The sequence below is a fragment of the Kamptonema formosum PCC 10802 genome (assembly GCF_000332335.1).
GTDB lineage: Bacteria > Cyanobacteriota > Cyanobacteriia > Cyanobacteriales > Oscillatoriaceae > Oscillatoria.
Genome location: NZ_KB235949.1, coordinates 554,488 through 568,211 on the forward strand (window position 1 = coordinate 554,488; position 13,724 = coordinate 568,211).

Below are 13,724 nucleotides of genomic sequence, written 5' to 3' on the forward strand. Positions count from 1 at the left end.
GCTTACCACTTTCCGTATTTTTCCTGATTTTCTTTGATGGCTGCTTTCAAGGCTTCATTGGGTTCCGGGGGGTTTTCGAGTGCGGAGACAAATATGTCCCAGTCCCGCTCAGACAGAACAATTGACTCTGGCTCGGGGATTTCTTCTGTAGCTGCATTCACGGCGATGTCGAGCAGATACTCGCTCAGAGTCATGCACCTCCTGGCGGCAGCTTCTTCCAAAGTCTTCTTCTGGTCTTCGCTGAGTTGCAGCTCGATTGTGGTGGTTTGTTGGGAATGGGCCGGTGCTGTCATAAACTTTTCACCTTTACGCTATTTCTAGTATACACTATTTTCTGGAATCACGTTACATGCCGGCAACACTTGACTGGCATGGGGAATGGGACATAGGGCATTGGGTGCAGGCCAGGATAATCACCTATTAGGGGTTTCCCCTGGCAGAGCCGGCTTACATTTTCATCAAGGATATACTTGAGAGTCCTTGGCTTTTTTCAGCGCCTCTCGCTCAGCTTTTAGAGGTAGGGTGCGTTCCCTAAAAGGGAAGGCACCCTACGAGTTATAGCAGCCGCCATTTAGGGCGCGGACTTCCCCAACAGCCGCTCTACATAATTTGTGAAAATCCCTCTATTTTCTTCCCTTGGCGCTCCTTCACGGCGGCGGTAAAAAAAACAGATACTTCAGGCTCCCCCCCTTTTTTAAGGAGCTGGGGAAGAGCGCAACTGTTTCATCCCCAAAGAAAATGGGTCACAAGACAAAAGCCCTGACTCAGCAACCAGCGGAACTCCCCAACAGCCGCCCCTCACCTGCCGCCCTCCCCTGGCGCACCTTCCCACGCCGGCGCGCCCCACACCCAACCGCCTTTCATCCCGACAGCCCCCGCGATCCCCCGTACAGCATCGCTACACTGATAAATAACCCCTTTACCGGCTCCCAAAACCTGGCCTGCAGCCTGCATGGTTCACATCAAGCGCCTGGAACTCACCAACTTCAAATCCTTCGGCGGGACGACAGCGATTCCGCTGCTGCCGGTATTTACCGTAGTTTCTGGGCCAAACGGGTCAGGCAAATCAAACATCCTCGACGCCCTGCTCTTCGCCCTGGGACTGTCCTCCTCCAAGGGAATGCGGGCAGAACGCTTGCCCGATTTAGTCAACCACAGCCAGCTCAACGGGCGCGGCACCGTTGAAGCCAGCGTCACCGTCACATTGGACATATCCGACGCCCCAGATTTCCTCGCCGCAAAAACAGATTACCAGCCAACTGCCAGCGATGATGCCGGTGACGGAGCCGGCCCTCCCGACGGGCAAAACGGCTCAGCAGAATCCCCAAATCCCCAAATCCTGGCCTCCCACCTCCTAGAATGGAGCGTGATGCGCAAACTGCGGGTGACAAAACAGGGCACCTACACCTCCACCTATTACATCAATGGCAGCCCCTCCACCCTCACCGAACTGCACGACCAGCTCAACCTGCTGCGCATCTACCCAGAAGGCTACAACGTCGTCCTGCAAGGCGACGTCACCGGCATCATCACCATGAACCCCCGCGAGCGCCGCGAGATTATCGACGAACTTGCCGGTGTCGCCCAGTTCGACCGCAAAATTTCTCTAGCCAAAGAAAAATTAGACGAAGTAAAAGAGCGCGAAGAGCGGAGCCGCATCATCGAACGAGAGCTAGTGTCCCAGCGCGACCGGCTGGCGGCTGACCGCGCCAAAGCCGAAAAATACCAAAAACTCCGCGCCGAAATCCAACAAAAAGAACTCTGGGAAGCAGTCCTCCTGTTCCAAAAGCTCCAGCAGCAAGAGTGGCAGCTGCGCGAACAGATCGAAGCAGGCGACCGCGAAAGCGCCTTCCTGACCGCACAGCACGCCACACTCACCGCCCAAATCCAAGAATCCACCGCCGAACTTGACCGGCTCAACGCCCTCGTCAAATCCCTCGGCGAAGAAGAACTCCTCGCCGTTCAATCCGCCCTCGCCACCCAAGAAGCCGAATACCGGCAGCTGCAAAACCGCCAGCGCGACCTGCTTTCCGCTCGCCGCGAAACCGAACAGCGCATAGCACAAACCGAAAAAGAAGTCAACACCCACCAGCAAAATCTTGCAGAAACTGCAGGGCAAATCGAGGGGCAAGTCCAGCAGCTAGCCGCACTAGGCGCAGCCCGCGATGAAGCCCAGAGCGCCCTGGACTCGTGCCGGCAGCTTGCCGTTGCCCTGGCGGCGAGCGCCGAAACCTGGGCTGGCCAGCAAACTGACCTGCACCGGCAAATCGAAACCCTCCAGAAAACCCTCAACCCCCTGCGCACCAGCTCCGCCACCCTGCAAGAACGCGCCGGCCAGCTGGAAAAACAAATTGGAGAGCAAACATCTACTTTGCATGAATTGCGGCGCAATATAGCAGAAAAGCAGGCAGCTCACGAAGATATTTTGGCGCAGCGTGCCGGACTGTCCGGGCAAGTAGAAGCCCTGGCGCGAACCGTCGCCGCCGCCGAAGAAGAGCTGCAAACCCAGCAAGAAACCCAAAAGCGCCTGCTCGCCGAACAGCGGGAAAAGCAGCGCCAGCTCGACAAACTGGAAGCCCAAGCCCAAGCGATGCTAGAAGCGAGCGGCACCGGTGCCACCCAGATGATTTTGCAGACCGGCATCCCGGGCGTGTGCGGGCTCGTCGCCCACTTGGGCCGAGTGGAGCCGCGATACCAGCTGGCCCTGGAAATCGCCGCCGGCGGGCGTCTGGCCAATCTTGTCGTCGAAGATGACAGCGTGGCGGCTGCAGGCATAGAACTGCTCAAGCAAAAGCGAGCCGGTCGGGCCACATTCTTGCCCCTCAACAAAATCAAGCCCGGGCGATTCCCCCTCACCCCCCTTTCCGTCGAGGGGTTCATCGACTACGCCGTCCGGCTAATTGACTGCGACCCCCGCTACCGCGACATCTTCGCCTACATCTTCGGCAACACCGCCGTTTTCGACACCCTGCACAGCGCCCGCCGGCAAATGGGCCAATACCGCATCGTCACCCTGGACGGCGACTTGCTCGAAACAACCGGAGCGATGACCGGCGGCAGTACCAGCAGCGGCGGCTCCCGCTTGCACTTCGGCACCGGCACCGCCGGCGAATCCGCCGAAACAGTTGCCTTGCGAGAGCGCTTGCAAGAAATTGAGCGCGTTCTCGACCGCTGCGCCGAAATTATCAGCCAGGTGAGTGCCCTGCTCAAAACCCGAACCGCCGAACTGCAGGAAGCCAAGCAGCTGCAGCGGGAGAGCCAGCTGAAAGCCGACGGGCTGCAAACCGAACTCAAAAACATGACGGCGCAGCAGGAGCAGCTGAGCTCGCAACTGCTGAAAAACAACCAAGAACTCTCCGACGCCCGAGGACGCCTGCAAGTGCTGGACGTGGAGCTGCCGGCGGCAGAAGCCCAGCTGGAGCAGTACCGGCAGGCAATGGCGGAATTGGAGCAATCCCAAACCCACAGTGAGTGGCAGCTGCTGCAAGTCGAGCTGCGGTCGCGAGAGGCGAAGTTCACCGAGTGCGAGCGGGCTCTGCGCTCAGCTGAGCAGCGCCTGCAAGACCTGCAAAATCAGCGCCAGCGCCTGGAAGAAAAAATTCAGGAATCCCACCGGCGTCTGGAGGAATACCGCCAGCAGCTGGATGCCGCGAACAGCCAGCACTCCACCGGCAGTGGACAGCTGTCCGCCCTGGAGGAGCGGATTGGCCAAATCAAGGCGGAACTGGCTCAGCTGGAAAGCCGGTTGGGAGCGGAGAAACAGGTGCGAGATGCAGCGGAACAGCTGCTGCGAGAGCGGCATTTGGCCTTCCAGCAGTTGCAGTGGCAGCTGCAAAAGCTCCAGGAAACCCAGCAGGGGCGTCGGGAGGGGCTTTTAGCTCTGCAAAGTCAGTTGGAAGCGCGACGGGCGGAGTTGCCTGACCCCTTGCCTGCCGTGCCCGATACGGAAGAAACTCGCAGTTTGCCGTCTTTGCAGCAGAATTTGCGCGCGATGCAAAAACGGCTGCAGGCTATGGAGCCGGTGAATATGCTGGCGCTCGAAGAGTACGACCGCACTCAAGCTCGTTTGGATGAGCTCAGCCAGAAATTGGCGACGCTGGAAGCTGAGCGCACTGAGCTGCTGCTGCGGATTGAGAATTTTACGACGCTGCGGCTGCGGGCGTTTAAAGAAGCTTTCGACGCGGTGAACGAAAATTTTCAGGGGATTTTTGCGGAACTGTCGGAGGGCGACGGCACTCTGACGCTGGACGATCCGGAGGACCCGCTCAACAGCGGCCTGAACTTGGTGGCCCACCCCAAGGGCAAGCCGGTGCAGCGTCTGGCGTCTATGTCGGGGGGCGAAAAATCCCTGACGGCGCTGAGCTTTATTTTTGCCCTGCAGCGCTACCGCCCTTCGCCATTCTACGCTTTTGATGAGGTTGACATGTTCCTGGACGAGGCAAATGTGGAGCGATTGGCTAGAATGATTAAGCAGCAGGCGAAACAAGCCCAGTTTATTGTGGTCAGCCACAAGGGTCCGATGATCAAGTCGCCTGAGTGCCTGATCGGTGTCACTCAAGCCAGAGGCGCTCACACCCAAGTGATTGGGCTGAAGTTGCAGTCGAGCGGAGCTTCTGTGTAAATATATATATAGTTGTATGAAGAGGTTGTGGGGACGGTCTCACAGGCGACAGTTGTGGCACCGGCACCTGTCAGCGCTATTTAACCCGCCCCGCCGTCCCAGTCAGCGGTCGCCGGTCGCCGGTTATCCCACACGGGTTTGAGGTGAGACGCTGCTGACTGCTGACGCCTGACACCTGACACTTAACGGCTTAAAAAAAATAGGATTCGAGAGCAGGACTCGCAACAGAATGACATCTGAACAAATCCGCCAGCGCTCAGACGTTTTAAATACCCAAGTGATCACCCGCGACACCGGCAAGCGCCTGGGGGTAGTTAAGGAGCTATTGGTAGACATTGACCGGCGGGAGGTTGTGGCGCTCGGTTTGCGAGACAACCTGCTCTCGGTCGCCGGTATGCCCCGGTTTATGCTGCTGAGCAGCATTAGCCAGATTGGGGACGTGATCCTGGTTGAGGATGAGAACGTTATAGAAGATATTGACGTTGACGCCTACAGCAGTCTGATTAACAGTGAAGTGATTACGGAAACCGGCGAAATGCTCGGCAGAGTGCGCGGTTTCAAGTTTAATCTCGAAACCGGCAAGGTGCTGTCGCTGATCGTTGCGTCTCTGGGGCTGCCTCTGATCCCCGAGCAGGTGCTGAGCACTTATGAGCTGCCGGTGGAGGAAATTGTCAGCAGTGGGCCCAACCGCCTGATCGTGTTTGAGGGCGCAGAGGAGCGCCTGGTTCAGCTGACTGTGGGGGTGCTGGAGCGCCTGGGCATTGGCCAGCCGCCGTGGGAGCGCGAGGCGGAGGAAACTTATTACGCGCCGGTGGCGAGCGCTGACAAGCAGCTGGGCACCGGCGCTCGCACGCCGGCACCGGAGCAGGTCCGCACTGCAGCGCCGGCGGCGCAACAGTGGGATGATGACGAGTGGGAAGAACCCCAGCCCGAGCCGGTGGTGCGCCAGCCCCTGCGCCAGCAACCGGCTGAATCGCTCTACTATGAAGAGGAGCTCGAAGAGGAAGAAAACTGGCGCGAAGCGAAGCCCCGAGAAAGCTACGAAGCTCGCAAGCACACTCCCCCACCCCGCCGCTACGAGGAGCGTGAGTACGAGGAGGAGTATGAGTACGAGGATGTAGAAGCAGATGCCTGGGCGGACGATGAGTCTCCGAAGCCCTACAAGGCTCCTCGCGTCAATATCCCTGAAAAAACTAAGGCTCCGGAATACGAGGAGGAGCGGGGTTACTAAATCGTCTGGGGCGCTCGGCGCAATTGCACCGGCACCCCTCTCGGGGAAGGGCGCTCCGATCAGTCCCCCGCCCCACTCCTGCAAACTGGGTGTGAGCGATTGAGAGCCCCCAAAAAATGTTTTATATAGTGTACAGCCGGATTATATGAAATTTGGTTGGTCTGGAAGCTGGCTGGCACAGCGCGTCTAAATCCTTGATGTAAGTTTCAGAACCCCGGTTTCTTAAAGAAACCGGGGTTCTGGGCCCCAGCGGGCGCGCCGGTCATTTAGACTCGCTATCGGGATTAGCAAGCGACAAAAAAACATAAAATCCGGTTAATTGCTTTAGGAACAGTTTCGCAGGCGGGCCAGCAGCAGCACAATCTGGTCAATGGCTTGGCGCTGGGTTGCGGGAGACTGGTTGGACTGATTGACGACAATGCTAAAAACGAGGGGCGGGTAGTCAGGGGGGGTGACATAGCCCGACAGGGCTGAGACACCGCCCACGGTGCCGGTTTTGGCAAGGACAGTGCCTTGGGCGGCGGTGTCGCGAAACCGGTTCTTGAGAGAGCCGCTGACACCGGCAACCGGCAGAGAGGCGCGGAAGATAGCTGCCCGAGGGGAAGACGCCATCGCCCTGAGGGTTTGCACCAGAGCTTCTGGGCTGGTCATGTTCTGGCGGGACAGCCCGGAACCGTCTTCTGGGACGTAGCCGTCTGGGCTAACTCCCAGTCGAGTTAAAGTGGCTTTGAGGACTTCCAGACCGGCAGCCAGTGTTTCCCCGGAAGCAGGACCGGCAGCCAGGGAGCGCAGGAGAACTTCGGCATAGAGATTGTTGCTCTCCTGGTTGGTTTCCTCCAGCAGCTCGGAGAGCGGCGGGGACTCAACTGCAGCCAGTTCCGCCTCACCGGCAATCGGGCTGTTGCGGGCGACAGCAGTCCGCGCCACGGCAATGCCTTCCGCCTCCAGGGCTTGGCGGAAGTGCGCCAAAAAGTTTTCCGCTGGATTGGTTATCGCGACAGCCACCGGCTCCGGCTCCGAACCGGCACGCAGCTGGCCACTGACGCGCAGCACGGGCCCGTTGAGGTCCCGGCCCACGTCCACAAACTCCTCGTCATTTTGCCCTACAGTGCGGGAGCGGTTCTCAACCCGCCAGCCAACCGCCTCCCGGGGATTCTCCCAGATCACTCCCAAAGGCTGGCCTGGGTTCTGGGGCGCTAGAGTTAGGTTAATGGCATTTTCATTGAGAATCAGGCTGCTGACGGGGGCACCGTAGCCGGCTTGCACGTCTTCCCACTCCCAGTTGGGGTGCACCGGCTCTCCTTGGAAATAGCCGTCATCGGCAATCAGCCGGTCAACTTGAGTGACGCCCCGGCTTTTCAGCTGCTGCGCCAGGGTGGCGAGCTCGGCGTCGGTCAAGCTGGGATCGCCGCGCCCCACAACCCGCAACGAGACGGTCCCTCCCCTGGGGGGAGTGCCGTACACCGAGGTGCGAATGCGAAACTGCGGGCCGAGTTTTTCCAGGGCGGCGGCGGTGGTGAGCAGCTTGGCATTGGATGCCGGGATAAAATAGCGGGAGCCCTCGCGGCTGTAGAGCGTGCGGCTGCCGGTGGGGGAGAGGGTTTCCACGAGAATTCCCCAGCGCGACCGCTGGAACTGGGGCCGGTTGGCCACCGCATCAATGGCCGCACCCAGCTGCGCCGGACAAATTGGCGCTCCGGGTGCCGGTTGGGCAAAAGCGGGTGCGGGGCGCAGGGGGTGCCCGCCCAGAACGAGCAGCAGCCCCGCAATGGGGAAGGCAAATTTTTTATGCAATTTAATAGCCACAGATAGCTTGACAGAGTATATACTAAGTACAAACCTGTCCGGATTTGGATTTCCCAGACAGGCAAGCGCTCCCTACGGCTGTGCTCCCACCGGCTCCAAAAGTGGCCCTATCACCTGGAAAGCCGGCGCGACGAGCGCGCGCCTTGGAACAGGGAACAGGGCAGAAGGAACAAGGAAGACAAGTTTTTCCCCCACTCCCAAAGCTCCAGCGTATCAGACGCGATCAATCTCGTCTCTACAAGAGCTCCCCCGCTCCCCCTCTTCTAAGTTTCCGCCTGCCGGTCGGGGTAAATGGCTCGGCTGACCGAAGCGAGTTAATCGCTTCAGTCGCGTTTGAGCAGAAATATCCAGGAGAGACACTTCTCTCTTGTGGCAGATGTCAGGGTATAGCTTGATTTAGTACATATTTGTTAGGCATCGGACCGTCTCTAATTCTGGGAGATTTCCCCATGAAAGTCCGCAATCAAGATATAGAAAGACGGGCAGCGCAGGCACAGGTCGGGCGTCGCAGAGGCAGCAGTTTAAACAGCTTTTTGGCTGGTGCGGCTACTGTACTCCTGCTGCTGGCCGGTGCGGGGGGGTACTTGCTGTACAGAGCTATCGAAGTTGGGGATGTGAAAAATCCCTTTAGCCCCAATCAAACGGGTACAGGCAACACCGCCCCAGTCGAGCCAGCCAACAGAGCCCCTGCTGCGCCGGCACCGGCAAGCATTGCGCCAGGACAATTTGTGGAGCCGAGTTTGGGAAATAAGGCGCAAGTGGAGTTGCTCTCTGTCCAGCGAAGTCCGCAAAATCCTGACGAGGTGAGGGTGCGGATGCGCATTGATGTGCTAGATGATATGGACGGCGGGGAAATGCTGGATATCAGCCAAACAAGCGCTCGCAATCCTGTCACCGACGACATCTACCCACCCGTAGAGCGTGAGACAGGCTCGTCGGGATTGATTTCTCTGATAAACATGAGCAAAGGTCAGTCGGTGAGTGCCTCTATCGTGCTGAAGGTGCCACAAGACGTTAGCAATATCGATATTTCTGTCCATGAGACAAGCACATTTAGAAATGTGCCGGTCGCTGCTGCCGGTTCTGGCAGGAATTCACAAAACACGTCACCTGTCAATCCCTCTGGCGGAACACCGGCAGCCCAGCCGGCAGCGAGCGTTGAAAGTCAGCCCGAGTCGTTTGTGCGGCGAGCTTACGGCACCAAGGCGCAGGTGGAATTGCTCTCAGTCAAGCGGGTGGAAGATCCAAAAACCGGCAATCGCGATGTGGTGAATGTCCAGATGCGGATTCGCCGCCTTGAGGAGCAACTCGGGGGGGATAATATGATTAATGTTGGCGAGACAACCGCTCGCAATCCCCAGACGACTGAAACCTACAAAGCTGTTGACCCCGCTGAGCGCTCCACCGGCTCTGTCTCTCTGTCCAATATGCCCGAGGGTGGCTCGGCGGATGCTTATGTCTGGCTGAGAGTGCCGCCCAATGCCGGCACGATAGATCTCTATGTGCCGCAAACAGCGGCGTTTAAGGGGGTGCCCATTTCTGAGTAGAAGGGGTTTTGATGGAACCGCTGCCGTGAGGGAGCGCCTAAGAAGAGAGGGGTTAATTAGATAGATTAACCGGATTTTCTATAAAGTTGCGTGCGGATAACAGGAATAGGTAAGCTTTCAGGGATTTGTGCGGACACGATCTATTCCTGAATAGACATTGAATCGCTCCCCGCGCAGGAATCCGATCAGGGTGATGCCGAACTCCTCGGCAAGCTGGACAGCAAGACTGCTGGCAGCTGACACCGCACAGACAATCGGAATGCCGGCGGCGAGGGATTTTTGCAATATTTCAAAACTGGAGCGCCCGCTAACCATAAGGATACAGTCTGAGAGGGGGAGGCGATCGCTCAGGAGAGCGGAACCTACCAGTTTGTCAAGGGCGTTGTGCCGGCCTACATCTTCGCACACCGCCAGCAGTTCGCCAAAGGGGGTGAAAAGAGCTGCAGCGTGCAATCCGCCGGTGCGCTGGAAGATCCGCTGGGATTCCCGAAGCTTTTCCGGGAGAGTGCACAGAATTTGGGCGGAAACTGCCGGTCCGGGAGGGATGGCGGAGCACCCGCGCAGGCGCAGCGCTTCCAGACTGGTTTTTCCGCAGACTCCGCAGGCGCTGCTGGTGTAGAAGTGGCGCTCTAGGGTTGCTAAATCTGGGAGTGTGTCGGCGGTGAGTTGGACGTTGAGGATATTATAGCGCTGGGAGCCATCTGTGTCGGGATTGACGCAGTAACTGATGCGGCGGATATCGTGCCGGCTGGCAATAACTCCCTCAGTGTGGAGAAAACCGGCAGCGAGCTCGAAGTCATTTCCAGGGGTGCGCATGGTAACAGCCACCGTGCGGCGCACCCCACCGGCAATCAGGCGGATTTCCAGGGGTTCTTCGGTGGCGAGAGAGTCTGTGTGGGAGCGCACTTTGCCATTTTCTACCACCCAGACTCGGTTTTTGGTTTTGCTTCCTGCCGGTGTTTTCATCAGGTTTGCGCGGAAAATTCCTCTGGATCGACTCCCCAGTTCACCCAGCGAATCGCTTCCCTAGCTGATTGTACATCAGGTGGCACCCGCGTGGCGTGGGTGCCGCCGGTGCTGGGGCAAACCATCTTTAACAGATAAATTGGCTCCACATCAATCCGATTCTTGAGTTTTAAGAGCGCGTACTCTTGCCAGGAATCTAATTCAGTTGCTCGCAAGTCTTGCAGGATTCTCCCGTAACCAATACCCTGAATGAGCACTCTGCGAAGCTCAGCATTTTTCTCCTTTAAAAGCCATTGCGCTTGCCACTGGTGGGGGTGGAGTTTGCCGTATTTTTCTGGCAGCCTGACGCCGTGATAAGCCCAGATGCAGAAGCCATCATCAAACTCAATTGCCGGCTCTCCTTCTGCGTGGAGGCGCTGCTGGCTGTCAAAGCGAATCTGGCGGGGCCGGTTGCAGACGAGGCAAATCATTTCGTAAGGGAAAATCCAGCCGCAAGACTGAACTAGCGCCTGATACGCTTGCCATTTTCTTTCATTGAGAGCGCCATTTAAAACCGAGACGCTAAAATCCAGCCAACTGCCATCACACGCCCAAACTTCCGGCTGAACACACTCAATTAACACATCGCTGAGCTGCTTTTTCAACCGGCAGTTCAGTTCCGCGCTCAGGTGGCTGTTAAATTCCCCGCCCAATTGCTGCCACAGCCGGTGGCTCAGTTGCTCCCAAACATCCCATCGCTCGCTCGACAGCTCGCCCTCCAAATTGCGGCGCAACTGAGTGTTAAGCTGGCTGTTCAGCAGGGTTCCCAGCAGGGGGACAACAGTGTTTAAAGCGGCGTAAGGGCTGTCAAAAAAAAGAATCTGAGGCTCCTTCAACCCGCTCGCGGAATAGGCGAATTTGACCGCCTCAGACGCTTGCTGGCGATTCACCGGCTCGGTGGAGAGAGCGAGCGCCCTCCACTTTTCCCGGTACGCAGGAATCAGCGCCTCTTGCTCAGCAGTAAGGTTTTCCATGCTAATCTTTTACAAGTCTCCATCCTTTCGGCTCGTATTCTCGCTGAATCCGCACCATCCAGCTGCCTTGGGGAATGGCGATAGCCTGATGGTCTTCGTGGCTTAAAATTGCGGTTTCAGAAACAACCTTCAGGTAGAGCGTGCCGTTTTTTTCGTACAGTTCCGCCGCTCCCTCGCTGATGCGGTGTTTGTGTCCCGTCACTTCACCTTCTGCTAGAGTCAGGTGAGGCAGCTTTTGCCCTTCTGTCTGTTCCACCGGCAGTAAAATCACATCCCCTTGTCGAATCGGTTGCATAAGGTTTTCCCAAAACTCCCTAACTCTTATATTATAGCTTGCTTTCCGGGGGGTGGGGGCTGCGGGGTAACCCGGCACCCCAACCCCCTCTCCGCGCTTCGGGGAGGGGGAGAAGTAGTGGGGTGCGTTACTTTTGGGATACGCTACAATTTGGGTGAGATATGCAGGGGGAATGATTTGATAGACTGCAGAGGAACAGGGGGCACAGAGGGAGGAGAATAAAAGGGCTGTCTGGGGTTTTGTGTCATTACTTGCTGAACCCTTACAATGAGTAGATAAAACATCTCCGATGGCGCTGATTTAGAACGAAAGTGTGATCTCATGTCCGCTGGCATCGGTTTTGTATACATAGCTTTGTAGGGGCGGGTTCTGCCAAGAGATTTCTGGCGCAGACCAAAATATGAATAAACCCGCCCCCACCGGGGGTACAACAACGGTGCCACCGGACATGATATGAGACATGAAGGGGCCAGAAGGGCCAGAAACCGGGTTTGTTAAAGAAACCCAGTTTATTCGGTATGTGCGAACATGGATTATTGCTATCAGGGAGAATGACTGACGATGAATTATTCTTACCTTGACAAGTTGTGGTGTTGGGTGCGGGAATTGCGACTCAAAAGCGTGGGGTGCCGGTGCAAAAACCGCCTTTCCCGGCGGTGGAGTTACTTGTTTGCGGCGGTGATGACTGCTATTGCGGTTGTGTCCCCGGCGCTGGGGGAAAGTGCCGGTGTGAGGCAGTATGGGAGTAGTGTGGGGGCGGTAAGCGCCCAAGTTGCGCCAATTCAGGGGACGGGGGAAATCCGCTTCCCGCAGAGTCAGGTGTTGCCGCCGGTTCTCGGGCTGCGGGATGGGATAAAATTGGCCCTAGAAGGCAAGCGTCGCCAAAGGCATTTCGGTCCTGTCCACTCAGTCGCCATCAGTCCGGATGGGAAGACTGTCGCCAGCGGCAGTGCGGACCGTACTGTGCGGTTGTGGGACTTGAAGGGCAATCCTATCGGTGAACCGTTCAAAGGACATGTGGGTTATGTCCGCTCAGTCGCCATCAGTCCGGATGGGAAGACAGTCGCCAGCGGCGGTGATGACGGTACAGTGAGGTTGTGGGACTTGAAGGGCAACCCCCAAGGTGAACCGTTCAAAGGACATGAGGGTTATGTCCTCTCAGTCGCCTTCAGTCCGGATGGGAAGACTGTCGCCAGCGGCAGTTGGGACAGGACTGTGCGGTTGTGGGACTTGAAGGGCAACCCCCAAGGTGAACCGTTCAAAGGACATGTGGGTGCGGTCCGCTCAGTCGCCTTCAGTCCGGATGGGAAGACAGTCGTCAGCGGCGGTGAGGACGGTACTGTGCAGTTGTGGGACTTGAAGGGCAACCCCCAAGGTGAACCGTTCAAAGGACATGAGAGTTTGGTCTTCTCAGTCGCCTTCAGTCCGGATGGGAAGACAGTCGTCAGCGGCGGTGATGACGGGACAGTGCGGTTGTCGGACTTGAAGGGCAACCCCCAAGGTGAACCGTTCAAAGGACATGAGGGTCTTCTCCGCTCAGTCGCCTTCAGTCCGGATGGGAAGACAGTTGTCAGCGGCGGTGAGGACGGTACTGTGCGGTTGTGGGACTTGAAGGGCAACCCCCAAGGTGAACCGTTCAAAGGACATGAGGATTCTGTCCTCTCAGTCGCCTTCAGTCCGGATGGGAAGACTCTCGTCAGTGGCGGTGAGGACGGGACTGTGCGGTTGTGGGATTTGAAGGGCAACCCCCAAGGTGAACCGTTCAAAGGACATAAGAGTTTGGTCTTCTCAGTTGCCATCAGTCCGGATGGGAAAACAGTCGTCAGCGGCGGTTGGGACGAGACAGTGCGGTTGTGGGACTTGAAGGGCAACCCCCAAGGTGAACCGTTCAAAGGACATGAGGGTCGTGTCTTCTCAGTTGCCATCAGTCCGGATGGGAAGACAGTCGTCAGCGGCGGTGATGACGGGACAGTGCGGTTGTGGGACTTGAAGGGCAACCCCCAAGGTGAACCGTTCAAAGGACATGTGGGTGCTGTCGAGTCAGTCGCCATCAGTCCGGATGGGAAGACAGTCGTCAGCGGCGGTGATGACGGGACAGTGCGGTTGTGGGACTTGAAGGGCAATCCTATCGGTGAACCGTTCTGAGGGTGCTGTCCGAGTTCCGAGCTCCATCGTCCGAGCTCGGAGCTCCATCCTTCGAGCTCGGAGCTCCATCCTTCGAGCTCTGAACTCCATCGTCCGAGCT

Annotated in this window: 10 protein-coding genes; 4 read left to right on the plus strand and 6 right to left on the minus strand. The window is 57.6% G+C overall.

The genetic code is table 11. The features are described from left to right. Positions 1–2 precede the first annotated feature (2 nt). Positions 3–293, minus strand: coding sequence for a type II toxin-antitoxin system TacA family antitoxin (locus tag OSC10802_RS0132915; protein WP_017721021.1), 291 nt, complete (start codon positions 291–293; stop codon positions 3–5). A 505-nt stretch (positions 294–798) separates the two neighbouring features. Further along, positions 799–954, minus strand: a complete 156-nt coding sequence (locus tag OSC10802_RS55150; protein ID WP_017721022.1) for a hypothetical protein — start codon at positions 952–954, stop codon at positions 799–801. Here OSC10802_RS55150 and smc point away from each other — a divergent pair. After that, positions 953–4,621, plus strand: a complete 3,669-nt coding sequence (gene smc / locus OSC10802_RS0132925) for a chromosome segregation protein SMC (protein WP_017721023.1) — start codon at positions 953–955, stop codon at positions 4,619–4,621. The two genes, OSC10802_RS55150 and smc, sit on opposite strands and share 2 nt — an antisense overlap. A 229-nt stretch (positions 4,622–4,850) precedes the next feature. Continuing rightward, positions 4,851–5,852, plus strand: coding sequence for a PRC-barrel domain-containing protein (locus OSC10802_RS0132930; protein WP_017721024.1), 1,002 nt, complete (start codon positions 4,851–4,853; stop codon positions 5,850–5,852). Between the two features lie 324 nt (positions 5,853–6,176). Here OSC10802_RS0132930 and dacB read toward each other — a convergent pair whose 3' ends face one another. Continuing rightward, on the minus strand, positions 6,177–7,658 hold the full coding sequence (gene dacB, locus OSC10802_RS0132935; RefSeq protein ID WP_017721025.1) for a D-alanyl-D-alanine carboxypeptidase/D-alanyl-D-alanine endopeptidase: 1,482 nt from the start codon (positions 7,656–7,658) through the stop codon (positions 6,177–6,179). Between the two features lie 449 nt (positions 7,659–8,107). Here dacB and OSC10802_RS45135 point away from each other — a divergent pair, with 449 nt between their 5' ends. Then, positions 8,108–9,205, plus strand: a complete 1,098-nt coding sequence (locus OSC10802_RS45135) for a hypothetical protein (protein ID WP_017721026.1) — start codon at positions 8,108–8,110, stop codon at positions 9,203–9,205. A 117-nt stretch (positions 9,206–9,322) separates the two neighbouring features. Here OSC10802_RS45135 and fdhD read toward each other — a convergent pair whose 3' ends face one another. The 3 genes from fdhD to OSC10802_RS0132955 are packed head-to-tail and all read right to left on the minus strand — an operon-like array spanning position 9,323 to position 11,479. Then, positions 9,323–10,171, minus strand: a complete 849-nt coding sequence (fdhD, locus tag OSC10802_RS0132945; RefSeq protein WP_017721027.1) for a formate dehydrogenase accessory sulfurtransferase FdhD — start codon at positions 10,169–10,171, stop codon at positions 9,323–9,325. Further along, complete coding sequence (locus OSC10802_RS0132950; protein ID WP_017721028.1) at positions 10,171–11,184, minus strand: DUF6745 domain-containing protein; 1,014 nt, start codon at positions 11,182–11,184, stop codon at positions 10,171–10,173. Before OSC10802_RS0132950 ends, fdhD begins: the two co-directional genes overlap by 1 nt. Before the next feature lies 1 nt (position 11,185). Next, complete coding sequence (locus OSC10802_RS0132955) at positions 11,186–11,479, minus strand: DUF8820 family protein (protein ID WP_017721029.1); 294 nt, start codon at positions 11,477–11,479, stop codon at positions 11,186–11,188. 561 nt (positions 11,480–12,040) lie between these two features. Between OSC10802_RS0132955 and OSC10802_RS0132965 the strand changes: the two genes are divergently transcribed. Continuing rightward, a complete protein-coding gene (locus OSC10802_RS0132965; RefSeq protein WP_155969015.1) occupies positions 12,041–13,624 on the plus strand; it encodes a WD40 repeat domain-containing protein in 1,584 nt (527 codons plus the stop codon). Positions 13,625–13,724 lie beyond the last annotated feature (100 nt).